Below are 22,771 nucleotides of genomic sequence, written 5' to 3' on the forward strand. Positions count from 1 at the left end.
GGGCGCGGCCTCGCGGCTCACTCTGGAAGGAGGCGTGGCTGGACGTAGCGGCCCGGCGCCGGTTCCAGGCAGCGCAGCGCTCCCTCGCCGGGGATGCGCGCGGGGACGCGCTCCGTCGAGCGCTCAGACTGCCAGGCCTCCCAGTCCGCCCACCATGAGCCGGGGCGCTCCAGCGCGCCCGCGAGCCACGTGTCCGCGTCTGGCGCCAGCGGCCCGGGGCCGGGCACCCAGTGGCGATACTTGTTCGCCGCCGGCGGGTTGATGACGCCCGCGACATGGCCCGAGCCCGCGAGCACGAAGCGCACCGGGCCGGCGTAGTGCCGCGCGCCCCGGTACACCGAGCGGAACGGCGCGATGTGGTCCTCCCGGCAGGCCTGGACGTAGAGGGGGACGCGCACCCGGCCCAGGTCCAGCGGGACTCCCGCGAAGGACACGGCCCCCGGCTGGACCAGGCGGTTGTGCAGGTACAGCTCGCGCAGGTACGTCGCGTGCGCGCGCGCGGGCAGCCGCGTGGGATCCGAGCTCCAGGCGAGGAAGTCGCTGGGCGCGGGCTCCCGGCCGAGCAGGTAGTTGTTCACCACGAAGGACCAGAGCAGGTCCTTCGCGCGGAGCAGGTTGAAGGTGGTCATCATCTCCAGCCCGTCCAGATAGCCGCGCTGGCGCATGTGGGCCTCCAGCCGCTCCAGCTGGGGCGCGTCGATGAAGGCGCCGAGGTCCCCGGGCTCGCTGAAGTCCACCTGCGTGGTGAGCAGCGTCGCGCTGGACACGCGCGGGTCCCCGCGCGCCGAAAGCCACGCGAGCCCCGCGGCCAGCAGCGTGCCGCCAATGCAGTAGCCCAGCGCGGAGACCTCCTGCTCGCCGGTGGCGCGGGTGACGGCGTCCAGCGCGGGGAGCAGCCCGTGCAGGAGGTAGTCCTCCAACTCCACGTCGGCGTGGCTTTCGTCCGGGTTCACCCACGAGACGAGGAACACCGTGTGGCCACGCTCCACGGCCCAGCGGACGAACGAGTTCTCCGGGCGCAGATCCAGGATGTAGAACTTGTTGATCCACGGGGGCACCACCAGCAGCGGGCGCCGGTGGACGGTGGGCGTGGTGGGCCGGTATTGGATCAGCTGGAACAGGCGCTCCTCGTGGATGACGTCGCCCGGGGTGGTGGCCAGGTTCTCTCCCAGCCGGAAGGTCCGTGGCTCCGTCATCCGGGGGGCGAGCCGGCCCTGACCGCGCGCCAGGTCCGTGAGCAGCGCCTCCAGGCCCGCCAGCAGGCTCCTGCCACCGGATTGACTCGCGGCGCGGAGCACCTCCGGGTTGAGCGCGGGGAAGTTGGAGGGCGCGAGCGCCTCCGTGAGCTGGCGGGTGTAGAAGCGCGCCTGGTGCGCCGTGTGGGGGGCCACGCCCGGGACCTCCGCCACCAGGTCGTGCAGCCAGTCCGCGCCGCTCAGGTACGCGCGGCGCACGAAGTCGAAGAAGGGCTGCTCCCGCCAGGCGGGATCGCGGAAGCGGCGGTCTCCGTCCGGGCGGGAGGGGCCTTGGGGGACGCCCAGTCGCGCCGAGCGTTCCCACAGGCCGGCTCCCGCCGCGAGCATCCGCTGGGGGTCCATCGCCAGCCGGAGGAGGACTTCCAGGAAGGCGCGCCGCATGGGCTCCAGGGATGCGTCCATGTTCCGCTCCTCAGTACATGTGCTGCCCACCATTGACGGTGAGCGTGGAGCCGGTGATGAAGCCGGCCCGGTCGGAGGCGAGGAACGTCACGGCCCGGGCAATCTCCTCGCCGCGCCCCAGGCGGCCCACGGGGATGCGGGCGCGGATCTTCACCAGCTCCTCGGGAGGCACGGCGTGCAGCAGGTCCGTGTCGATGTAGCCCGGCGCGATGAGGTTGGCGGTGACGCCGCGGGACGCGCCCTCGCGCGCCAGGGCCATCGTGAAGCCGTGCATGCCCGCCTTGGCCGCCGCGTAGGCCGTCTGGCCCAGCTGGCCCGTCTGCCCGTTGATGGAGCCGATGTTGATGATGCGGCCGAAGCCGCGCTCGCGCATGGGGCCCACCACCGCGACGCACAGGTTGAAGCAGGAGCTGAGGTTGGTCTGGATGACCTCGTTCCACTGGTCATGCGTCATCTTGTGCAGCATGGCGTCCCGGGTGATGCCGGCGTTGTTCACCAGCACCTCGACGGGGCCAATCGAGTCGATGATCTTCTGCACCCCCGCCGCGCACTGCTCGGGGCTGGCCGCGTTGAAGCGGAACGCCGGAATGCCCGTGCGGCTGGTGAAGGCCTGCGCCGCCTGCTCGTTCGAGTTGTAGGTGACCGCCACGCGGTACCCCTGCTGCCTCAGCGCATCGGCGCTCGCGGCGCCAATGCCGCGCGTTCCTCCCGTCACCACTGCCACGCGTCCGCTCATGTCTCTTCCCTCCAGGTTGGGGGTTGCGCCTGAAGGACGCGGTCGCGTCCCGGGTGTGAATGCCCGGGCCTGGGGGACGCGCGGAATTCACAGCCGCGCGGCCCCAGGCGTCCCTTCAGGGCTGTCCCGTGGAGGGGGGCGCTGGGAAGGGTGGATTGGGAACCGTTGGCCTCCTCTTCCGCGGGACGGCACCACACGCGCAGCACCCGCGAGAGGACATCCATGACACAGCCACACGCACCGCAGGATCGCCCGCAGGTCATCGTCGTCTTCCAGGGCGGCGGTGCCCTGGGGGCCTACCACGTGGGGGCCTACCAGGCCCTGGAGGAGGCCGGGCTCCACCCGGACTGGGTCTCCGGCATCTCCATTGGCGCCTTCACCGCGGCGCTGGTCGCGGGCAACCGCCCGGAGAAGCGGCTCGAGCGGCTGGAGGCGTTCTGGCGGGAGGTGTCCTGGCCCGGCACCGAGTGGGGCTCCCTGTTGAAGGGGCACCTGCGCCAGCTCTTCAACCTGGGCAGCCACATGACCAGCCTCCTCTTCGGCCAGCCCGGCTTCTACTCCCCCCGGATGGTGCCGCCGATGCTCGCGCTCCCCGGCTCGCCGGAGGCGCTGAGCTTCTACAGCACGCGGCCCATGCGCTCGACGCTGCGGCGGCTGGTGGACTTCGACTACATCAACTCGCGCGCGACGCGGCTGAGCCTGGGCGCGACCCGGGTGAGCGACGGCCACATGGTGTTCTTCGACAACACCCGCGGCATCGTGGGCCCGGAGCACGTGCTGGCCAGCGGCGCGCTGCCGCCCGCGTTCCCGCCCAGCCTCATCGACGGCGAGCTGTACTGGGATGGCGGCTGCGTCACCAACACGCCGCTCAACGCCATCCTCGACGACCCGCCCAAGCGCCACGCCGTCGTCTTCATGATCGACCTGTTCGATGCCCGGGCGCCGCTGCCCACGGCCATGGACGAGGCGAACTGGCGCATGAAGTCCATCCAGTACGCGGGCCGCACGTCCCACCAGGTGGAGCAGTTCGCGAAGGTGTGGAACCTGCGCAGCGCGGTGACGCGGGTGGTGCGGAGAGCGTCGGCGTCCTCGCCCATGGCCTTCAGCGACGAGCCTGAAGCGAAGCCCACGCCGCGGCTGGACATCATCCACCTGACGTACCAGCGCGGCGAGCACCAGCTGTCCAGCAGCGACGCCGAGTTCTCCCGGGCCTCCATCGCGGAGCGCCGCGCGGACGGCTACCGCGACATGCGGCGGGCCCTGGCGACGTGCCCGTGGACGCAGCCCGCTCCCGACGGAGGACCGCAGGCGTTCAGCGACGACGACACGGCTCCGGCCGGCGGGACCGCCCTCGTCCACCGCGTCGAGGGCGATGCGGTCCACACCCAGGTCCCCCTGTCGTAACCCCAGAAGGAGCCACACCATGACCGAAGCGAAGAAGACCGACACGCAGGCCCACCTGCTGGATTGGGGGAGGGGCCTCCTGGAGCAGGCCGTCGCCGTCCAGCGCTCCGCGCTCGAATCCTCCCGGCAGTTCGTGGAGGGAGACAGCGCGGCGCGCTCGCTGCGCGAGCACCACGAGGAGTGGCTGCGCAAGTCGCTGGAGGCCCTGGCGCCGCTCTACGCGCTGGAGCAGTCCGCGCGCGAGCAGGTGCTGAAGGCGCAGACCCGCCTGTTCGAGCTGGCCGACGACACCCTGCGGGGCCTCGCGCTGCCCGGCATGGAGCGCGGCGGGCCCGGCTCCCGCTGAAGCGTCGCCAGACTCCAGACTCCAGCCCCGGACGGCGCGTTGGCCGTCCGGGGCTTCGTGCGTTTGGGAGTCAGGCGCGTGGGGTGGGCCTCACTGCGCGCGCGGCGTCAGCGGCAGCCGCACCGCGGGGTCTCCCAGGAGGACGTAGCCCCCCAGGTCCTGGCGCAGCATCCACAGGTGCGCGCGCCGGGCCGCGTCCACCTGCACGGGCCGGCCGGCGCTCCGCGCCTGCTCCTCCTGGTCGTACAGCGTGGTCAGCTCCAGGTTGGCCTGGTGGCCTCCGCGCAACAGCCAGCCCAGGCCCAGGCCGGCGCGGCGGCCTCGCGCCAATTGCTGGAGCGGCTCCAGGAAGCGGGACACCTTGCCGGTGCGGCTGTCGCGGTCCTGGAAGCCATACGTCCACGCCAGGTCCACGTGGCCCAGGACGGCGAGCGGCCCCTGGGGATTGGCCAGCGCGGCCTGGGGCAGCGCGGCGACGAAGGGGCGCTCGCCGGGCTGGGGCAGCGCCGCGGTGAGGGAGTCCAGCCTCCCGCTGAACTGGCCAGCCGCCTGCAACTGCTTCAGCCAGTGCTGGAAGGCGCTGCGCGACGGGGTGCCCGCGCCGAAGCAGGCGAAGAGGAACCAGATGCCGCCGGGCAGGAAGGGCCGCGCGGCCACGGCCTCGCCGTCCAGGTGCTGGCCCTCGCCCAGGTTGAGCGCGCCCTGGAGCGCGAGCCTCGCGTCGGTGCTCCGCCAGCCCGCTCGCGGACTGCCCAGGCCATGGCTCATGGAGAAGAGGAGGGAGGGCTGCGACCGCGCGGCGTGCTCCAGCAGTTCGTTCACGGCGGGCTCGCCCGGCACGCCCAGCTCCAGCACCTCGCGCGCGGGGAAGCGGCCCAGCTCCCGGGCCTGCCGCGCCGAGGCGATGGCGGGGGCCACCAGCGACTGGTAGCCCGTGCGCGTGGCCGCGGTGCCGTCATGGACCGTGAAGAAGAGCGAGCGGGCCTGGACCTCGGGGGAGGGCGCGAGCTCCCAGCGGAGCACCTTGTCGACATAGGCCGCGTAGTCCTGCTCGCGCCGGAAGGCCAGCCGTCCCACGTAGGCGCTGGTGGCCGCGGCCTGCTGCAGCTCGAAGGGCACCTGGTCGAAGTCCCCGAGGAAGAGCAGGTAGCGGGGCCGGTCCGCCACGGGCACCGCCTCGTCATCCAGGACGACGCGCACCCAGCGCGCGAAGTCCTCCAGGCTCCGGGCCTCCCGGGCCAGCTCCGGCTTCACGCGGTAGACGAGGACGGGGTGGCCCTCCTGCTGCTCCTGCCTGCGGCGGCGCAGCGGCTCCACGAGCGCGAGCAGCCGGTCGCCTTCAGGCCCCTCCGGCGCGACCAGCCCCCAGCGCTGCGCGGGCAGCGAGTTGGGGTCCTCGCCGTCGTCCCACAGGTGGCTCTCCTCCGGCGCCTGGGCGTCGGCGCCGCGCGGGATGCGCGCCGTGGCCTCCGGGGGCAGGCCGTCGGGCGCCACCGGCAGGTGGGAGTCCGCATGTGATAACAACAGCTCAACGCTCTGCATGCTCATCGTGAGAAGGCCTTTCGCGCGGCGCCCGGGAATGGGGCGCCTGCCGCAAGAGACGCGGAGGGGCGTGGCGGTGTGAGTTGTCATTCACACACAAGGGCCGTGCGCCGTCCTGGAAACGCAGTGCCCGGCAGGTGTCCGCCGGCAACCCAATCCCAGGAGCACCCCCATGCAGTCCGCCGCGCAGCTTTCCACGTACATCATTGCCTTCGCCGGTGCCGCGCGCACCGCGCAGCGTCTCATGTCGTCCGGCATGGATCCGATGACGATCGCCGAGTACTACTTCGAGGTGAACCTCACGAGCGACTTCGAGATCAAGAGCGAGACGGACGTCGCGCTCAACGTCTGGCGCATGAGCATCAAGGAGAAGCTCACGCTCGACTACAAGGAGCACATGGGCCTCACGGTGAAGTGCACCATCAAGCCCGCGGCCGTGCTCGCCGCCCAGGGCGCCGCGGGTGGCGGGGCCGCCTGAGCCGGTCCGCCTCACGCTGAGCCGCGATGAAACAGACCCGTCGCCGCCGGTGCTCCGCGACGGAGCACTGGCGGCGACGGCATGCCCGCCACCCTTCGCCCTGCAAGCCCTTCCCCATGGCAAAGCCCAATCCCACGCCTGACCACGCCCAAGTCCTCATCCACGACCTCATCCTGGCCGTCCAGTCCTCGCTCGACATCGCGGAGGAGACGGCCCGCAAGCACTATTCCTTTTCCGTGGTGGAGCTGGAGGTGTCCGCCAGCTTCGAGTTCGAGATGACGGAACAGGACAGCGACATCCCCGAGGACAAGCCCCAGCCCAAGCGCTGGTTCTCGCTCTTCGGCGGCGGCGGCAGGAAGGATGCGCTCAACCACTCGCGCCTGCACGACCTCAACGACAAGGACTCCAGCAAGCTCACGGTCCGCATGCTGTTCCGGCCTGGCGGCAAGCACCTGGCGCCGGGCACCGACGCGGCGGCGGACGCCACCACGCCCCCGGCGGCGGACGCGGCGAGCACGCCCGCGAAGTAGCCCTGACGCGAACGAGCCCGCGGTCCCGGAAGGCCGGGCCGCGGGCTCTTCGTGTTTCAGGGGCACGCGGCTTCGCGCGGGCCCGTCACTTCGCCAGCAGCCTCAGCGCCCGCTGGTAGTACGAGTCCCGCGACGCCTTGCCGTTGTAGCCGCCGTTGATGCGCCGGGTGATGGCGTCGAACTCGCCCTTGTCGGCGTGCTTGTTGAGGTTGCGGCTGTTCCAGAACCAGACGGCGGTGCGGAAGCCCACGTCCGGGTCCGCCGCGCGGGTGGGGTTGTTCTCCAGGTCCAGCTCCAGCGCCTCGCCCGCCGCGCGGTAGTTGCTGCGGCCGGTGATCTGGATGGGGCCGCGGCCCTTGTAGCGCGCGCCGTCGCCCGGGTGGATGTTGCCCAGGTCCTTGCGGCGCTCATAGGCGTGGCCCGAGGCCAGCTCCTCGAAGTAGCGGAACTCGGCGCTCTCGTGGGCGATCTGCGCCAGGAACGCGGCCTGGCGGCGCGGGGTGTTGATGCCGCCCTCGGCCATGGCGTCGTTCAGGTGCGGCAGCAGCTCCTTCAACCGCGCCCCGGGCAGCCGGGGCATGAGCGTGCGCAGGTGCTCCACCGTCAGCGCCTGGAACGCCTCCTGGGGGGCGGCTTCGGAGGAGGCTTCGGGCTGCTTTGACTTGGAGGACTTGGAACCAAAACCAAAGAAAGACATCCGGGGGACTCCGTGGCTGTGGCGTGGGATGGCTGGAAGACGCCCGGTGCCCTGGCGTTGTGAGCGCGTCAGGGAGCTTCAAGGCGCGTCAGGGAGCGGCGTCCGCCCGTGACGGCGCTCGCACTCCACGGTGGCCTCCCAGGCCGGCGCGGGCAGGTCGCCCAGGTGGCCGCGCCGCTCCCCGGGCGTCAGGCAGGCGGAGCTGACCGACTGGAGCTTCTCCTGGAGCCGGTCGACGGGAAGCGGCTCGCGCGGACGCCACACGCGGGCGCTCCCATCCGTGGAGCCGGTGACGAGCCGGGGCTCCTCCGGGCGTGGGCTGAACACGGCCGACGTCACCTCGCCCTCGTGCGCGGAGAGGACGAGGTACGGCTCCAGGGGACCTGCCGCGAGCCACACGCGGGCGCGCCCGTCCGCGCACGCGGTGACGAGCCGGCCACCATCCGGGCTCCAGGCGGCCCAGGGCACCGGGGCCTCGTGCCGGAGGATGGCGTGCGCCCCGCGGACCCGGCCGTTCTCCACGGTCCAGATGCGCGCCGTGCCGTCCTGGGAGGAGGTGAGCACCTGATCCGCGGCCTTCGGGTGGAAGGCGGCGGAGAGGACCCAGTCGTCATGGCCATAGAGCGTGGCGAGCAGCCGCCCCTCCGCGCTCCAGATGCGCGCGGTGCCGTCCTGCGACGCGGTGATGAGCCGGCGGCCGTCCGCGCTGAAGGCCACGGAGCGGACCTGGTCGCCGTGGCCCTCCAGCGGCACGGACGCCCGCGTGCCGTCCACGCGGAGGATGCGCGTGGCGCGCGGGCTGGAGGCGAGCGCCACCCGCAGGCCGTCCGGGCTGAAGGCGGCGCCGAAGAAGGGCTCGCGCTGGGCCACCAGCACGCGCCGGCCCTCCACGCTCCCGTCCGAGGGCCACAGGCGCGCCGTCCCGTCCAGCGACGCCGTCAGGAGCCACCTGCCGTCCGGGCTGAAGACCACGGAGCGGACGTCCTGCGCGTGGCCCCGGAGCACGCGCACGAGCCGGCCGTCCTCCGACCAGAGGCGCACCGCTCCGTCCTGCGACGCCGTGGCCACCTGCGTCCCATCCGGGCCCACGGCCACGGACCAGACGAAGCCACCCGGCTCCTGCAGCGGGAGCGAGTCCCGGGGCGCGTCCAGCCGCCACACCCGCGCGGTGGCGTCGATGGAGGCGGTGACGGCCTGCTTGCCGTCCGGGCCGAAGCCGCCCCACAGGACGGTGGAGCGGTGGCCGGGCAGCAGCCGGGGCGGCGCGTCCTCCCGCGTGGACCACAGCCGCGCCGTCGTGTCCGAGGACACGGTGAGGATCCACTCGCCCAGCGGGCCGCCGAAGGTGGCCATGCGCACAGCGCCCTGGTGGCCGCGCAGGACGCGGGGCTCGCCCCGTCCATCCGCCCGCCAGAGGCGCGCGGTGTTGTCCAGGGAGGCGGTCACCACCCACTGCCCGTCCGGACTGAAGCGCGCGGTGGTGAGCTCGCCCTGGTGCCCCTTCAGCGGCACGGGGCCCTGCGCTCCGCTGACGGACCAGACGCGGGCGATGCCGTCGCGCGCCACGGTCAGCACGTGCGTGCCCTCCGGATCGAACGTGGCGGAGGTGACGGGGGCGGGGTGGGGCAGCTCGCGCGGCGGCTCCGCTGCCCGCACGGACACGATGCGCGCGGTGCCGTCCTGCGAGGCGGTCACCAGCCGCTTCCCATCCGGGCTGAAGGCCACGGTCTGCACGGGGCCCCGGTGCGCGACCTCGCGCGGCTTGTCCGCCGCCTCCAGCGGCCACAGCCGCGCCAGCCCGTCCCGCGACGCGGTGGCCACCCACCGGCCGTCCGGGCTGATGGCGCCCCACTGCACCACGCCGCGGTGCCGGAACGTGCGCAGCAGCGCGCCGTCGGACGTGCTCCACAGCCGCGCCGTCCCGTCATGGGAGGCGGTGAGGACGCTCAGTCCGCCGGAGGGGCTGAAGGTGGCGTGGTAGACGGGCCCTTCATGGCCCGCGAGCACCCGGGGCTCTCCCTCGCCGTCGGTCCGCCACAGCCGCGCCGTACCGTCCTTCGAGGCTGTCACCACGCGCTGTCCGTCCGGGCTGACCTCCACGTGGACCACGGCCTGCGTGTGCCCTCGCAGCACCGCCCGGCTCAGCGGCTCCTGGAGGACCTCCGACACGTCCTGGGCCCAGCCCTGGAGCTGCCCGGGCTGCCGCACCTCGCGCAGCATGAGCAGGGCGAGCGTGGGGTTGTCGCGCCGCAGCTTCCGCGCGACGTCCAGCAGCACCAGGTCCCGCGCGCGCTGGGCGTAGCGCTGCGCTTCCTGGCGCTCGCGCTGGGCCCGGGCCTCCAGCTGTCTTGCGTTCCACGCGAGCCCCGCCATCACCCCCGCCACCACGAGCGCGGCCCCGAGCAGCCGCATCAGGCGCCGGCGGGCGGACGCGTCCTGGGCCTCGGCCGTGGCCACGCTGGCGTCGAGGAGCTGGAGCACGTCCTCGCCGGGCTCCTCGCTGTAGCGGCGCAGGATGTCCTGCGCGTACCCCAGCCGGCTGCCGGACAGCAGGTAGGGCGCGCCGCCATCCGGCTCCCCCCGGTGCGCGAGCCATGCGTGCGCCCAGGACTGCAGCTCGCGGAAGTGCTGGAGCCGCTCCTGATCCGCCCGGGCCCACTCCACGAGCTCCGGCCAGGTGCGCAGGAGCGACGCGTGGGAGAGCTGCAACCACTCCACGCCCGCCGCGTCCTCGTCGCGCGTCAGCAGCCTCGCGGTGAGCAGCATGGTCAGCACGCGGTCGAAGTCGGCGCGGGGCTCCGGGAGGGTGGGGCGCAGGTGCCGCTGCCTCACCCGGCCCCGCATGCCCGGCGCGGGGCCCTGCTGGAAGTCCACCAGCTCCACCAGCAGCCGCCGCGCCTGGCGCTGCTCGCCGGGGGACAGCGACGCGTAGAGCCGGTTCGCCACGCGCTTGAGCGCCCCCGCCACGCCGCCCAGGGCCGCGTAGGCGCGGTGCGTGAGCAGGGGGCCCTCGCGCTCCTCCCAGAGCTGATCCAACGCGTACTGGAGCAGCGGCAGCGAGCCGGGCTCCTGTCCCACGTCCTGGAGCAGCCGGTCCACCAGGCCGGGCTCGAAGCCCAGCCCCACCTTGCGCGCGGGGCCCTCGATGGCGGCGCGCAGCGCCTCGCCCTGCAGCTCGCTGACGAAGAGGCGGTGCGCGTCCGAGTACACCACCGCGTCCAGGCGCGTGCCCCCGGCGTCCACCACCAGGTCCCCGCAGCGCCCCAGGAAGTCCACCTGGAGCGTGGCGAGCACCACCACGCGCCGCCCCGCGTCCCGCGACAGGCTCCAGAGGTCGGTGGCGAGCTCGCGGCGCGCCTCGGACGTCAGCGCCGTGAAGAGGTCCTCGAACGGATCCACGAGCAGCAGCTGCCAGCGCTCGGCGGGGACCTGGCGCACCTGCTGGAGCGTCTCGGCGTGGCCCTGCCCGGGCCGCAAGAGCCGCACCTCCCAGCCGGCGGCCCGCAGGTCCCGGGGCAGCCCGGCGAGGGCGAGCGAGGACTTGCCGCTGCCCGAGACACCGGCCAGCACCTGGAAGCGGGGGCGCTGACCCTCCACCGCTTCGTAGACGCGCTGGATCAGCTCCCGCTGGAGCGCCTCCCGTCCGAAGAAGAAGCGGCGGTCCTCCTGCCGGAACGGCAGCAGGCCCCGGTAGGGACGCAGGGCCACCGGGCGCGTGTCGCTCCCGTGCTCCGCGCGGGCGTAGAGCTGGAGCGAGACGTGATCCAGCGCGGTGGTGTCGAGCGCGAGCTGACGCCGGGCGTGCCCCACCGCCTCCTCCAGCGAGGCGGGCGCCACCAGCAGGGACTGGTAGAGGGCGCGCGTGAGCACCACGGAGCCCGGCACGGAGAGCAGCAGCCGGGAGGCCACCACCGCCGGCAGGCCCGCGCGGTGGAGCGCCTGGGCCACGCTGCCCAGGTGGTTGTCCGTCGTGCCCGCGCCGCTCTGGCACGCGCAGAGCACCACCAGCCGCAGCGTCCCCGCGTAGGGCATCAGCAACTGGCGCAGCGTCGCGCCGTCCACGAGCTCCGGCTCTCCGCCCTCCCACGACGGGTTCCACAGCAGGCCATACGTCTGCCCCCGCCGGCCGCCGTGGCACAGCAGGTGGAGCACGGAGACGGGCTCGCCAGGGCGCGCGAGCGCCTCCTTCAGCGACTCCAGCGAGACGTGCGGCAGGACGTCCCGCGACGGCTCAAACGGATACACGCCTTCCTCGCAGGCCGCGGCCAGCTCGCGCTGGTGCGCCCCGGCCGGGACCTGGCCTCCCGCGGCGGACCACGCGTAGAGGATGCGGCCCGCGCGCGAGGTGCCCGGCGCGGGCGTGTCCTGGGTCGCGGGCCATTCGTAGCGCACGAGCACACCGGGGAGCTCCGCCACGGTGCACCCGGAGGTGCCCAGCGTGAGCAGCTCCCAGGGCAGCGCGTAGAGCTCCGCCGCGGCGAACCGGAAGGTGAGGTGCACCGGGCGGTCCTGCTGGACGGCGGCGAGGATGTCGCGTGCGTGCGTGTCCCAGCCCACTGCGTCCAGGAAGCCGCGCAGCCGCTCCCCCAGGCGCTGCACCACGCCTCGGTCCGGCTGGGGCCGCTCCAGCTCCGCCAGGTCCGCCAGCAGCGCCGGCTCCCACGCGAGCGCCGCGTGCGCGTAGCTGCCCTGGGCCCGCCGCAGCAGGTACTCCTGGGGCTCCAGCCGGAAGTGGAACGGATCGCCGGCCTCCTGCGCGCGCACCAGCTCCACGAGCAGCTCCAGCGGCGCGGGCCGGGCAGGGGACGCGCTCACGGTGGCGGGGCCACCGCGGGCTGTCCGTCCTGCCGCACCAGCCGGCCGTCCAGGTCGTAGATGGAGCTGGCCTGCTCCAGGAAGTGGAAGGGGAGCTTCACGTCCAGCTGGCGCGCGCGCCGCAGGTGGATGGCGAGGTCCGGCGGGGAGATGACCCCCATGGGCAGCCGCGATGGCGGCAGCCGCGACCCCAGCACCTCCAGCACGTAACGCGCGCCGAGCTGACCGGCGCTCTTGAAGGGCACGCCGATGGACATGACCGCGCTGACGCTCCCCTCGCGCACGGCCTCGCGCACGGAGCCCAGCACCGGGATGCCCTCGGAGAGCCCGTCGATGCGCTCCAGCTCGTCGTAGACGGCCGAGGACGTGGTGACCCAGAAGAGGCTGTGCCGGCCCTCCGGGTCGATGAGCCGCATGGCGCGGGCCATCCGGGGCACCTGCTCGGAGAGCATCGCTTCCGCGCTGCGCTTGCCGTCCACCGCCAGCTCCAGCAGCTGGAAGCCGTCCCGGGCCGCCAGCCGCCGCATGGCCTCCGCCTCCACCTCCACGGTGCTCTGGTTGCGGCGGTCGTACACCACCGTCAGCACCTTCAGCGGGCCCAGCAGCTCCTGGAGGTAGTGCAGCTGCACGTCCGGAGAGAGGGACAGCGAGACGAAGGCCATGTTGCCCGGCTTGGCCTGTTGAGAGGCCCCCTCCTCGAAGCCGAGCCACAGCTCCGGCGCCTTGCAGAGCGCCACCACCGGCGTGGGCTGATTGCCGAAGCGGTTGTAGAGAAACCGCGTCGCGTCCGAGCCCAGGGCGATGACCAGGTCGAACTGTCCGGAGTCCGCCAGCGCCAGCATGCGCTCCTGCTCCTGGCGGCCCGTGCCCAGCTTGTACAGCGTGAGCTCCACCCGCACGCGCCCGTCGCGGAGGACGGGCAGCATGCCCTCGAGGATCCAGTTGAGGCTGCTCTGCGCCACGGTGAGCAGCACGAGCACCTCGCGCACCTGCTCCCGCGGCGTGGGGGGCCGTTCGTGCGCGATGCGGATCCGCTCCGCGGACGCCTCCACCCTCCAGCCACGAAGCGACTCGGGGGGCAGCTCCACCCAGGCGGACAGGTCCTCCGGCTGCGCGGAGGCCGGCAGGGACGTGACGAGGAGGAGCAGCAGGCCCACGAGCCACCCGGCCCGCGAGGAGGTGACGTCACGCATGGCGGGCCTCGCGCCCGGGCAGGCCCCGGGTCATCCAGAAGTACGCGGCGCTCAGCAGGAGCACGCCGGCGCCCAGCCCTCCCATCACCTGGAGCGGCTCCGAAGGCAGGTGCCAGAGCGCGCTCACGACCAGGGGCCCCAGGCACTGCCCGAGCGCGCCCACGACCGGGGAGATGGACGGCGGGCCCCGCTCCCGCGCGCGGCCTTCCCCGGGGCTCGAGAAGGAGGGACGTTTGAGGCAGGCCTGGATGAGCGCGTGGCAGAGGCCCCAGAGCCCCAACGCCAGCGCGAACACGGGCTCCAGTGCTCCCGCGATTCCCAGTGCCAGCAACGCGACGCCCAGCCCCAGCACGCCGCCCTGCAAGAGCCTCCGGGTCCTGGCGGTGCGCGGCGGCGGCAGGACGTGGCAGAGCAGCGCTCCCAGCGCATGAAGGGCCAGGAGCTGGCCGATGCGGTCCGCGTCCTCGCCCTGGCCCGCCAGCCACAAGGGCAGCGCGAAGCAGAGGCCTCCGCCGCGAACGAGCAGGGAGGGCAGGCCGACGAGCAGCAGCGCCGGGAGGTGCTCACGCGGGCTCGACGGGAGCGGTGGGGGCGCGAGCCAGGAGAGGGAGGCCCGGAAGGGACCGGGCCCGCGGGCCAGGGCCGGCGCCTCCAGCGGGGGCAACCACAGCCGCGCGTACGAAAGCGCGGCCAGGGCGCAGAGGCCGCCGCACAGGAACGCCGCGCGAGGGCCCAGGTGGGCCGCCAGCAGGGCGCCCAGCACCGTGCCGCTGAGCAGCCCGCCGCAGCGGGACAGCACGAGGCGCGAGCCGTGCGCTGGGGGCTGCTGGGAGTGGAAGACCGCGAGGAGGTACGCCCGGGTCCCGGCGGCGAGCGCTCCGTGCCCGAGGCCCGAGAGGCAGCGCAGCAGCAGCCACAGGCGGAAGTCCCCGGTCCACGCCATCAGCAACAGGGGCGCGGCCGACAGCAGCAGGGCGCCCATCAGGAAGCGGCCGGGGCCCAGGTCGCGGACGGAGCGCTCGGAGTAGAGGTGCGCGAGCGCGCTGGCGCCATGGAAGGCGAAGATGAGCAGCGCGGCGCCCCCGCCTGACTCGAGCGCCTCCGCGGAGGTGGCGAGGAAGGCCAGCGGGAGCCCGTCCAGGAAGGCCCCGAGGAACGCGAGGGGCTGGAGCCGGTCCACCACGCCGTGCTCGAAGGCCCGCGGTCGTGTCCCACGCCGGGGCAGGGGCGCGAAGGCCCTCAGCACGAGCAGGCCCAGGAGTCCGCACGCCAGGAAGAGGAAGAGGAAGCCGCGGCACCCGCGCCAGAGCCGGGCGTCGAGCGCGCCCTTCGCGGCACCCACCTCCAGCCGCACGGGGAGGCTCCAGGGGCCCTCCGTCAACTCCAGGTCGATGGTGTACTTGAAGCGCTCATGCCCGGGCGCCCCCGCTCCCGAGCCGGCCTGGACCAGCACCCGCTCATCCGCGATGAGCGCGAGCGAGCCCAGGTCCGTGTTGGAGCGCTGGTAGTCCTCCAGCAGCGTGTCCAGCCCGCGCAGGTGGGAGAGCGTCAGCCCCAGCCGTGCCGCCTCGTTCAGCCGCCGCGCCAGGGAATGGGCCAGGCTGCTCGTGCGCTGCTGGAGGCCGTCCGAGTAGAGGTCCACCAGCGCCAGCGACGTGGCCAGGGTCATGACGCCGAAGCCGGCGCTGAAGGCCAGGCCCAGCCAGCGCCGGGGCCGCCGCATCCACAGCCGCCGCGCCCCCAGGACGAATGCCCCCTGGAACAACAGACAGCCGCCCAGCAGGGTGAAGAGGGGCTGGAAGCGCTGGAGCACACGCAGGTCCACGGCCTGCCGGGACATCACCAGCTCCAGGCGGCCCACCACGCCGAAGCGGTCGGAGAGCGGCAGCGCCACGCGGAACGCCCTCGCGTCCTCCGTCACCTCGAAGCGCTGGCCGGGAAGGGCGGGCACGCGGCTGGGAAGGGGGGGCGCGCCTTGTTCCCCGGGAGGTTCGGAGAAGAGGAGGCGGCCCTCGGCATCCAGGACGCGGACCGCCTCCAGCGTGGGGTCCGCCTCGCGCAGCGCGCGGGCCAGGGGGTGGAAGCCGGTGAACTGCTCCAGCGCCACGCCCACGCGCAGGAACATCTCCACGGGCCCCTGGATGACCGCGCCCTGCGCCGCGAGCCGCTCGAACTGGAGGTGGGCATAGCCGCGCTGCGCCTCCCTCAGCCCCACGGCGACGACCCCGCCGAGCGACGCGGCCAGCACCAGCAGGAGGGCGCCGAGCCGGACCCGGCGCAGCCCGCGTCCGTGCCGGAGGAAATGGGCAGACATGGATCCTCTCGAAAGGCGTGGCGCCGGGGACGGGAGACAGCCGGGCCGCGCGCTGGTGACTTCCGAGGACGGTCCCGGGCGGGCCGGTGTGAAGTTTCACAAAGACAACCATGTGGACGTCGTGCGGGGCATGAACGAACTCCGCGGGCTCAAGCCGTTTTTCATGTCTGTATTTGTCGCGGTGCTCTTGCTGCCCCAGGGCTCCCGGGCCGACACGCCGGCCCCGGGGGGCGTCGCCGTCCTCCAGGGCCGCGACGGCCGGTCCACCCTGCGCGTGGGCATGAACCTCCAGTCGGACCTGCGCCTGCACCCCACCGACGAGGCGTTGGAGAGCACCTTCCTGGTCCGCCGCGCACGGCTGAACCTCACGGGGACGCTGGCGTCCTTCGCGGACGTGCGGCTCATCGCCGACGTGGGCCAGCGCGACACGCCGCTCTTCCAGGACGCGTGGCTGGAGCTGCGCGCCGCTCCCTGGCTCCGGCTGCGGGCGGGCAGGCTCAAGGTCCCCTTCGGCTACGAGTGGCTGGAGACGTCCTCCGTCTTCCTCGACTTCGTGGAGCAGTCGCTGCTCTACACGCTGGTGCTGCCCCGGTACGACCAGGGCCTGGCGCTCCATGGCGAGCTCGCTGAGCAGCGCGTGGAGTACTGGCTGGGACTCTTCAACGAGGCCAGCAGCAAGGCGCGCGACGAGGACCGCGGGAAGATGCTGGCCGGCCGCCTCTCCGTGTCACCGCTGGACGGCGTCTCCGTCGCGGTGAGCGCCACGCACGCGCTGGGGAACAACCTTCCCGAGGAGCCCCGGAGCAAGCTGGCCACCGGCTACGGCTTCCTCACGGCCCCTCGCTACAGCGTCACGTACGCCACGGGCGCTTCGGGCCTGTACGTGGCCCCCGCCGACTGGCGCCTGGGTGCTGACGCCGTCTCCTTCCAGGGCCCCACCTCGCTGAAGGTGGAGTACGCGCGCTTTCACGCCTCCCAGCGTGAGGGCTGGCTCCAGGCCGCGGACGTGGGCAACGACGCGCGGCGCGTCCACCTGCAGGGGCTGCGCTCCCAGGCCGTGTACGCGTCCGGGACGTGGGTGCTGACCGGGGAGAGGAAGCATGAGCGCGGCGTGGAGCCCTCCCATCCCTTCGACCCCGGGGCGGGCCAGTACGGAGCGGGCGCGTGGGAGGTGGGACTGCGCTACGGCTTCGCGCAGCTGAAGTTCGACGGCCTGCCCGGACACGACGGCCCCTCCGAGGAGCGCATCCAGGAGCTGACCGCGGGCCTCAACTGGTACGTCAACACGTCCACCCGCTGGATGTTCAACGCCAGCCGGTACCGGTTCTCCCAGGGACAGCCGTCCTTCGACGAGTTCCTCATGCGCATCCAGTGGTCCTTCTTCTGAAGGCGGGGCCAGGGCCATGAGTCTGTTCTTCAAGCTGGGGGCCGCGACCGCGGCCATCCTGTGCTTCTCCATCGCGCTGATCGTCCTGCTCAACTACGCCAAGTTCGAGACGACGCTCGGTGAGCTGCAACGCTCGCGGCTGCGCGTGCTGGCGCTGGACGCGAAGGCCTCCACGGAGGCGGCCATCGACCTGGGCCTGGCCCTGCCCGCCGCGCGGGACGCCCAGCAGATCCTCACCCGGGTCTCCGCCATGGACCCGGACATCCGGGGCGTCGTCATCCTCGACCGCCGGGGCACGGTGCTGTTCCAGAGCGGGCTGCACGCCACCACCCACCTTCCCGGCTCCGCCCGCGAGCGCGCGGTCTGGTTCGAGGAAGCCGCCGCCGCGCGTGACGGCACCTGGAACCGCGCGGACAGCACGGCGCTCCTGGTGGGCGCGCCCATCCTCAATCCCTTCAGCCAGCCGGTGGGGTTCGTGCTCATCACCTATGACCGCCGGGCGCTGGATGCGCGCGCGGGCGTCTTCCTCCACACGTTCGCCCGGCAGGCGCTGTGGCCGCTGGGCTGCGGCTTCACGCTGGTCTGCGCCCTGATGTGGGGCCTGCTCAAGCCCCTGGGCCAGCGCTTCCAGGCCATGGAGAAGACCTTTCGCGGGATGGAGGGCCCGGCGCCCGCGGCCCCGGCGGACGAGGAGCTGCGCGCGTTCGATGCGCGCTACCAGGAGGCCTCCCAGGCCCTGGCCCGGGCGGAGCAGTCCCTGGAGGGCAGCACATGAGCCCGGCCGCCGACGGAGGCCTGTCCCGGGGCCGCATCTGGCAGGTGAGCCTGCTGTCCACGCTGCTCATCGTGGCGACGCTGGTGGCGGCCTCCGTCCAGGCGTCGCGCCTCTTCGAGGAGTCACTGCGCCCGGACCTGCGGGCCAAGGCGGAGACGCTGGCGGAGACCGTGGCCCTGCAGTTCCACCGCGCCGCGGACCTGGGCATCCCGGTGACGCGGCTGGGGGCGGCGGATGCCTACCTGGACGACGCGGCCGCGGGCCACGAAGAGCTGCGCTACATCGGCTTCGCCTCCCCGGAGGGCCGCTTGCTGTACGCGTCGCGGGAGCTGAAGGCGCGGCCCGAGTCCTTCTTCGACAGGGTGAAGCAGGCCCACGCGCAGGAGGAGTCGCGCGGGCTGGCGCGCCTGGAGGGCGCGCTGGACCTGGCCCATCCCGTCGAGTCGCGGGGCCGCGTCATCGGACAGCTCCACCTGGGCATCGACGCGGGCTACGTCGAGCAGCGGCTCCAGGAGATCCACACCGACATCCTCATCACCCTGTTCGTCACGGCGCTGGTCACCATCGAGGTGCTGATGGCGCTGATGGGCCTGCTCGTCGTCCGGCCGCTGCGGCTGCTCCACCGGCTGCTGTCGCTCGGGAGCGAGGGGGACTTCACCCGGCAGGCCCGGTTGCGGCTGCACGACGAGGCCACCCGGGCGCTGGCCGCGGCGACACGGCTGGTGCGCCGCCTCAACGTCCGCTACGCCGCGCTGACGGAGCGCGCCGCCCAGGCACGGCGCGGCGCGAGGCTGGCCGAGCCGGTGGAGCAGGCCCTCTCCGCGCTGGGGGAGCGGTTCCGGTTCGGCGACCCGAAGGCCCCCGCGGCGCTGGAGGAGCCGGAGACCGGCGACCTGCGGCTTCCGCTGTTCATCTACCTCTTCGGCTCGGAGCTCTCGCGCTCGTTCTGGCCGCTCTACGTCAAGCGGCTCTACCAGCCCGGCCCCTTCTTCTCGGAGAGCTTCATGGTGGCGCTGCCCATGTCGCTGTGGGTCACCGCCATGGTGCTGTGCACGCCGCTGGGCGGGCGCCTGCTGAATACCCGGGGCAGCCGCGTGGCGCTCCTGGCGGGCATGGTGCCCAGCGCGCTCGGCCTGGCGCTGACGGGCCAGTCGTCCAGCCTGACCGAGCTGTTCCTCTGGCGCATCGTCACCGCTGGTGGCTACGGCATCGTGACGGCCACGGCGCTGCTCCACGTCGCGCGCACGTCCACGCGGAGCCACGGCGCGCGGAGCATGGGCGTGTTCGTGGGCGCCTCGACGGCCGCCAGCGTGTGCGGCACCGCCATCGGCGGCATCCTCGCGGACCGCATCGGCTACGGCGCGACCTTCGGGGTCGCGGCGGGGCTGGTGTGTCTGTCCATGGTGCTGGTGGGGCTCCTGACGCCGGACTCGGGGCCCCGGGAGACGGACACGCACCGCCCGGTGGCGGCCTACCTGGGCATCCTCAAGCGCGGCCGGGTGCTGCTGTTCATCCTGCTGGCGGCCATGCCGGTGCGCCTGGTGCTGACGGGGTTCCTCTTCTTCCTGACGCCGCTGCGCCTGCATGAGCTTGGCTTCAGCGAGGCCGCCATCGGACGGCTGATGATGGGCTCCTTCATCGCCACGGTGTGCGCGACGCCAGTCGTGTCGCTGCTGGCGGACCGGTACGGCTGGCACCGGGGGATGATGCTGGCGGGCGGCGGGGCCTCCGGGCTGGGCGTGCTGCTGTTCGCGTCGGCGGACGGCAGCTGGCCGCTGCTCGCCTCGGTGCTGCTGGTGGGGCTGGGGCAGGCGCTGGCGACGACGCCGCTCTTGGCCAGCGTGCCGCCGCTCTTCGCCGAGGAGTGCGTCGGGTTCGGTCTGGACGCGCTCCTGTCCGTGTTCCGCATCATCGAGCGGGTGGGCAGCCTCGCCGGCCCGCTGCTCGCCGCCGCGCTGCTGAGCGCCAGCGGCTTCGCCCGGTCCGCCCACGCCATTGGCACCGGGATGCTCGTGCTCACCGCGGGACTCGCCGCGTACCTCTTCGTCCGCTCCCTTCCTTCCTCCACTCCCACCCCGAAAGCCCCATGACCCGACTCTCCAGAGACCTGCTGAAGCTGACCCCCTTGCAGCGCGAGCGCCTGGACGTGCTGTTCCTGGCGCAGTACGCGCCGGAGCCCGGTGCGCCGAGGCCCGACATGCACCCGGAGCACGGCGTGCTCCCGCGCTACAACCACGAGCTGTTCCACACGCTGACGCAGCTGGGGCTGCGCTGCTCGCCCTGCCGCGCGCTGGAGGACCTGGTCCACCTGCGCAGCGAACCCAACTACGTCTTCACGCTGCTCAACCGCGCGCCGTTCCGCAGCTCGGAGGTCTTCACGTCGGCGTTCTGCGAGTGGCTGGAGGTGCCCTATCTGGGCGCGCCGCCCAACATCCGCGCGCTGGCGGAGGACAAGCACCTCACCAAGCTGATGGCGCGGGCGTTGGGCATCCCGACGGCCCCGTGGCTCGTCAGTCCGGCGGAGGGGCCGCTGCCCGCCGCGCCGGACTTCCCCGGCCCCTGGTTCGTCAAGCCGCGCTTCGGCGCCGCGTCCGCGGGCATCTCCGAGGACAGCATCCAGGAGACGGAGGCCGGGCTGCACGCGCGCCTGCGCTACTTCCAGAACCTGGGCCAGGCCTGCCTCGTGGAGGCCCTCATCCCCGGCGTGGACCTCACGGTGCCGGTGCTGGGCGGGCCGGAGCCCCTGGTGCTGGGCGTCGCGGAGGAGACGTCCGCGCTGCCGCACGGCATCGTCACCCACCGGCAGAAGCGGCTCCTGGACGGAGGCCGTGAGCGCCGGCTCGTGGCGCCGGGGGCGCTGGAGGCGCGGCTGCGCGAGCATGCGCTGAAGCTGTGCGCCGCGGTGATGGAGTTCGACTACCTGCGCGTCGACTTCCGCCTGCACCGGGACACCGGGGAGCTGTTCCTGCTGGAGTTCAACATCGGCTGCAACCTGGGCAGCCACGCGGCGGTGATGTTCCTCTCGCGGCAGGCGGGCTTCAGCCAGGCGGACGTCATCGAGCACATCGTCCGGCACAGCCTGGACCGGCAGCACCGGCTGTGGAACAGGGCGTCCTTCAGGACGGCGCGGGAGGCGGAGCGATGAGCCGCCCGGCGCTCCTCGCGGCGCTGGTGCTGCTGGCGGCGGCCTCCGCCTCCGCCGCGCCGTACCGCGTCTTCATGGTGCTGCACCGGGCCGGTGCGGAGACGGACCAGGGCTTCAAGGACTATCTGCACAGCGCCGGGCTGGAGGTGGAGTTCACGGTCCGCAACATCGAGGGCGACGCCAGCCGGCTGCCGGCGATAGTCCAGGAGATCCGTACGAAGCGCCCGGACCTCGTCTACGCGCAGAGCACGCTGGTGACGCAGGGGCTGGTGGGCCAGCTGGGAGAGACGGACGCGCCCCCGCGCATCACCGACATCCCGGTCGTCTTCGCCATGGTGTCGGATCCGGTCAGCGCGGGCCTGGTGGAGCGGCTGGAGAGCTCCGGGCGCAACCTGACGGGCGCCATCCACGTGGCCTCGCTGCCCGTCCAGCTCAAGGCCATGCAGTCCTTCATGCCGCTGAAGCGGCTGGGCATCGCGTACAACCCGGCGGAGCTGTCCCAGCGCACCATGTTCGACCGGCTCTCGCAGCTCACCGCCCAGGCCGGCATCGAGCTGGTGGCCGTGGATCCGCTCGGTCCGGATGGGAAGCCGGACCCGGAGCGGCTGCCCAAGATGATGCAGCGGCTGGCGGCCCGGCGGCCGGACCTGGTGTACCTGCCGCCGGTGAACTTCTTCGCGCCGCACAGCCAGTTCCTGATGAGCGAAGCGCTGAGGCTGGGCCTGCCCACCTTCTGCGCCATCGAGGTGCAGCTGGAGGCGGGCGGCATGATGGGGCTGGTGGCGCCCTTCTACAACGTGGGAGGGCTCGCGGGCTTCAAGGCCGCGCAGATCCTCCGGGACCGCCGGCCGCCCTCGGAGATTCCCATTGAAGCGCTGTCGCGCTTCTCCTTCGAGGTGAACATGCCGGCCGCGCACGCGCTGGGCCTGTACCCGCCCATGCACATCCTCAGGTACGCGAGGATGCGGGAGCGGTAGGGCGGGGGACTTCCATCGCGTCGACGTGGAGCAGCTCCCGCATCAGGTCCAGCACCAGCTGCTGCGCCAGGTCCTGGCCAAGGGCATGGGAGAAGCGGACCGCCAGCCGCCAGGCCTCCTGGCGGTGCGCGAGCGTCGCGGGCGCGAGCGCGAGCGCGGTCAGCTGCTGGCGCAGGGCCTCCAGGGGCCAGGCCACCTGCGCGCCGAAGGCGTTGCGGCGCAGCAGCTCCCCGGCCAGCTCCCGCAGGTGGACCACGTCCTCCCGCGCCCGTCCCAGCGCGGTCACCTCCGCTTCCGTGAGGCGGACCTCCAGCCCCGCCGTCAGCAGCACGGCCTCCAGCACCCGCGCGTGCAGGAGGGAGGCGGGCTCCGCCGCCAGCACGAGCGGAGAGACCCCCTCCGCGAGCCCCCGGCGCACGTCGCGCGCCTGGGCGGTGGTCAGCCCCAGCTCGCGGGCGAGCTGGGCCAGGGGCAGCTCCGCGAGGCCGGGGTGTCCGGAGTCCTCCGCGGTCGCGGACCGCAGCGCCAGCCCGAAGGCCAGCAGGCGGTTGGGGCCCTCCGGCAGCCGCGCGCGCAGCGACGCGAAGAGGGCCTCGCCTTCCAGGGGGCCTTGTCCGCGGGGAGTCCGCGACAGGCGCTCCGCGAGCAGCGCGACGTCGAACAGCGCGGAGTCCCGGGCCTGACATGCATTCAAGATGTCCGTTCGGATCATGCCGCCAGGACGGCGCGGGCAGACCGGCTGTGATTCCCCTGAAAATAAAAGAGGCCCCACGG

The 22,771-nt window shown here is 73.2% G+C and carries 17 protein-coding genes; 9 read left to right on the plus strand and 8 right to left on the minus strand.

From position 1 onward, the window contains the following. Positions 1-17: 17 nt before the first annotated feature. Positions 18-1,658 (minus strand): PHA/PHB synthase family protein, encoded by a 1,641-nt coding sequence (locus NR792_RS04395; RefSeq protein ID WP_375758810.1) that lies wholly within the window; start codon positions 1,656-1,658, stop codon positions 18-20. Between the two features lie 10 nt (positions 1,659-1,668). Next, the gene (phbB, locus tag NR792_RS04400) at positions 1,669-2,394 is read right to left on the minus strand and encodes an acetoacetyl-CoA reductase (protein ID WP_375758811.1); all 726 of its coding nucleotides are present in this window, start codon (positions 2,392-2,394) and stop codon (positions 1,669-1,671) included. A gap of 222 nt (positions 2,395-2,616) precedes the next feature. Between phbB and NR792_RS04405 the strand changes: the two genes are divergently transcribed. Together NR792_RS04405 and NR792_RS04410 are read left to right on the plus strand one after the other, a co-directional pair. Next, the gene (locus tag NR792_RS04405; protein ID WP_375758812.1) at positions 2,617-3,798 is read left to right on the plus strand and encodes a patatin-like phospholipase family protein; all 1,182 of its coding nucleotides are present in this window, start codon (positions 2,617-2,619) and stop codon (positions 3,796-3,798) included. Between the two features lie 19 nt (positions 3,799-3,817). Continuing rightward, positions 3,818-4,144, plus strand: coding sequence for a hypothetical protein (locus NR792_RS04410; RefSeq protein ID WP_375758813.1), 327 nt, complete (start codon positions 3,818-3,820; stop codon positions 4,142-4,144). A 90-nt stretch (positions 4,145-4,234) separates the two neighbouring features. Here NR792_RS04410 and NR792_RS04415 read toward each other — a convergent pair whose 3' ends face one another. Continuing rightward, complete coding sequence (locus NR792_RS04415) at positions 4,235-5,692, minus strand: hypothetical protein (RefSeq protein ID WP_375758814.1); 1,458 nt, start codon at positions 5,690-5,692, stop codon at positions 4,235-4,237. A 166-nt stretch (positions 5,693-5,858) separates the two neighbouring features. On the opposite strand from NR792_RS04415, the gene NR792_RS04420 reads away from it, so the two are divergent. Both NR792_RS04420 and NR792_RS04425 read left to right on the plus strand, forming a co-directional pair. Beyond that, the gene (locus NR792_RS04420) at positions 5,859-6,164 is read left to right on the plus strand and encodes a hypothetical protein (RefSeq protein ID WP_375758815.1); all 306 of its coding nucleotides are present in this window, start codon (positions 5,859-5,861) and stop codon (positions 6,162-6,164) included. Between the two features lie 116 nt (positions 6,165-6,280). Further along, complete coding sequence (locus tag NR792_RS04425; RefSeq protein ID WP_375758816.1) at positions 6,281-6,694, plus strand: hypothetical protein; 414 nt, start codon at positions 6,281-6,283, stop codon at positions 6,692-6,694. An 85-nt stretch (positions 6,695-6,779) separates the two neighbouring features. Here the strand turns inward: NR792_RS04425 and NR792_RS04430 are convergent, their stop codons facing one another. The 4 genes from NR792_RS04430 to NR792_RS04445 all read right to left on the minus strand — a co-directional run bounded on the left by NR792_RS04430 (position 6,780) and on the right by NR792_RS04445 (position 15,713). Then, on the minus strand, positions 6,780-7,391 hold the full coding sequence (locus NR792_RS04430; protein ID WP_375758817.1) for a glycoside hydrolase family 19 protein: 612 nt from the start codon (positions 7,389-7,391) through the stop codon (positions 6,780-6,782). A gap of 78 nt (positions 7,392-7,469) precedes the next feature. Next, positions 7,470-12,206, minus strand: a complete 4,737-nt coding sequence (locus NR792_RS04435) for a CHAT domain-containing protein (protein ID WP_375758818.1) — start codon at positions 12,204-12,206, stop codon at positions 7,470-7,472. Further along, a complete protein-coding gene (locus NR792_RS04440; protein ID WP_375758819.1) occupies positions 12,203-13,399 on the minus strand; it encodes an ABC transporter substrate-binding protein in 1,197 nt (398 codons plus the stop codon). The genes NR792_RS04435 and NR792_RS04440 overlap by 4 nt, the downstream gene beginning before the upstream one ends. Beyond that, positions 13,392-15,713 carry an MFS transporter gene (locus NR792_RS04445; protein WP_375758820.1) on the minus strand — a complete coding sequence of 774 codons (2,322 nt, stop codon included), beginning with the start codon at positions 15,711-15,713 and terminating at the stop codon, positions 13,392-13,394. Before NR792_RS04445 ends, NR792_RS04440 begins: the two co-directional genes overlap by 8 nt. 130 nt (positions 15,714-15,843) lie before the next feature. Between NR792_RS04445 and NR792_RS04450 the strand changes: the two genes are divergently transcribed. From NR792_RS04450 to NR792_RS04470, 5 genes are read left to right on the plus strand one after another with little or no spacing between them, the layout of a single operon-like run. Further along, the gene (locus tag NR792_RS04450; RefSeq protein ID WP_375758821.1) at positions 15,844-17,100 is read left to right on the plus strand and encodes an OprO/OprP family phosphate-selective porin; all 1,257 of its coding nucleotides are present in this window, start codon (positions 15,844-15,846) and stop codon (positions 17,098-17,100) included. A gap of 16 nt (positions 17,101-17,116) precedes the next feature. Continuing rightward, a complete protein-coding gene (locus NR792_RS04455) occupies positions 17,117-17,875 on the plus strand; it encodes a hypothetical protein (RefSeq protein WP_375758822.1) in 759 nt (252 codons plus the stop codon). Further along, a complete protein-coding gene (locus NR792_RS04460) occupies positions 17,872-19,965 on the plus strand; it encodes an MFS transporter (RefSeq protein WP_375758823.1) in 2,094 nt (697 codons plus the stop codon). The genes NR792_RS04455 and NR792_RS04460 overlap by 4 nt, the downstream gene beginning before the upstream one ends. Beyond that, positions 19,962-21,020, plus strand: coding sequence for a hypothetical protein (locus tag NR792_RS04465; RefSeq protein ID WP_375758824.1), 1,059 nt, complete (start codon positions 19,962-19,964; stop codon positions 21,018-21,020). The genes NR792_RS04460 and NR792_RS04465 overlap by 4 nt, the downstream gene beginning before the upstream one ends. Further along, entirely contained in the window at positions 21,017-21,997 is a 981-nt protein-coding gene (locus NR792_RS04470) for an ABC transporter substrate-binding protein (RefSeq protein ID WP_375758825.1), read from the plus strand. The genes NR792_RS04465 and NR792_RS04470 overlap by 4 nt, the downstream gene beginning before the upstream one ends. Here the strand turns inward: NR792_RS04470 and NR792_RS04475 are convergent. Further along, positions 21,969-22,691, minus strand: coding sequence for a hypothetical protein (locus NR792_RS04475; RefSeq protein WP_375758826.1), 723 nt, complete (start codon positions 22,689-22,691; stop codon positions 21,969-21,971). The genes NR792_RS04470 and NR792_RS04475 overlap by 29 nt on opposite strands. Between the last annotated feature and the right edge of the window lie 80 nt (positions 22,692-22,771).

Source organism: Corallococcus exercitus (assembly GCF_042231735.1).
Lineage (GTDB): Bacteria > Myxococcota > Myxococcia > Myxococcales > Myxococcaceae > Corallococcus > Corallococcus exercitus_B.

Excerpts from the sequence above, each read along its gene's own strand:
- NR792_RS04395 (WP_375758810.1), bottom strand. The coding sequence starts at position 1,658 with ATGGACGCATCCCTGGAGCCCATGCGGCGCGCCTTCCTGGAAGTCCTC.
- phbB (WP_375758811.1), bottom strand. The coding sequence starts at position 2,394 with ATGAGCGGACGCGTGGCAGTGGTGACGGGAGGAACGCGCGGCATTGGC.
- NR792_RS04405 (WP_375758812.1), top strand. The coding sequence starts at position 2,617 with ATGACACAGCCACACGCACCGCAGGATCGCCCGCAGGTCATCGTCGTC.
- NR792_RS04410 (WP_375758813.1), top strand. The coding sequence starts at position 3,818 with ATGACCGAAGCGAAGAAGACCGACACGCAGGCCCACCTGCTGGATTGG.
- NR792_RS04415 (WP_375758814.1), bottom strand. The coding sequence starts at position 5,692 with ATGAGCATGCAGAGCGTTGAGCTGTTGTTATCACATGCGGACTCCCAC.
- NR792_RS04420 (WP_375758815.1), top strand. The coding sequence starts at position 5,859 with ATGCAGTCCGCCGCGCAGCTTTCCACGTACATCATTGCCTTCGCCGGT.
- NR792_RS04425 (WP_375758816.1), top strand. The coding sequence starts at position 6,281 with ATGGCAAAGCCCAATCCCACGCCTGACCACGCCCAAGTCCTCATCCAC.
- NR792_RS04430 (WP_375758817.1), bottom strand. The coding sequence starts at position 7,391 with ATGTCTTTCTTTGGTTTTGGTTCCAAGTCCTCCAAGTCAAAGCAGCCC.
- NR792_RS04440 (WP_375758819.1), bottom strand. The coding sequence starts at position 13,399 with ATGCGTGACGTCACCTCCTCGCGGGCCGGGTGGCTCGTGGGCCTGCTG.
- NR792_RS04445 (WP_375758820.1), bottom strand. The coding sequence starts at position 15,713 with ATGTCTGCCCATTTCCTCCGGCACGGACGCGGGCTGCGCCGGGTCCGG.
- NR792_RS04450 (WP_375758821.1), top strand. The coding sequence starts at position 15,844 with ATGAACGAACTCCGCGGGCTCAAGCCGTTTTTCATGTCTGTATTTGTC.
- NR792_RS04455 (WP_375758822.1), top strand. The coding sequence starts at position 17,117 with ATGAGTCTGTTCTTCAAGCTGGGGGCCGCGACCGCGGCCATCCTGTGC.
- NR792_RS04460 (WP_375758823.1), top strand. The coding sequence starts at position 17,872 with ATGAGCCCGGCCGCCGACGGAGGCCTGTCCCGGGGCCGCATCTGGCAG.
- NR792_RS04465 (WP_375758824.1), top strand. The coding sequence starts at position 19,962 with ATGACCCGACTCTCCAGAGACCTGCTGAAGCTGACCCCCTTGCAGCGC.
- NR792_RS04470 (WP_375758825.1), top strand. The coding sequence starts at position 21,017 with ATGAGCCGCCCGGCGCTCCTCGCGGCGCTGGTGCTGCTGGCGGCGGCC.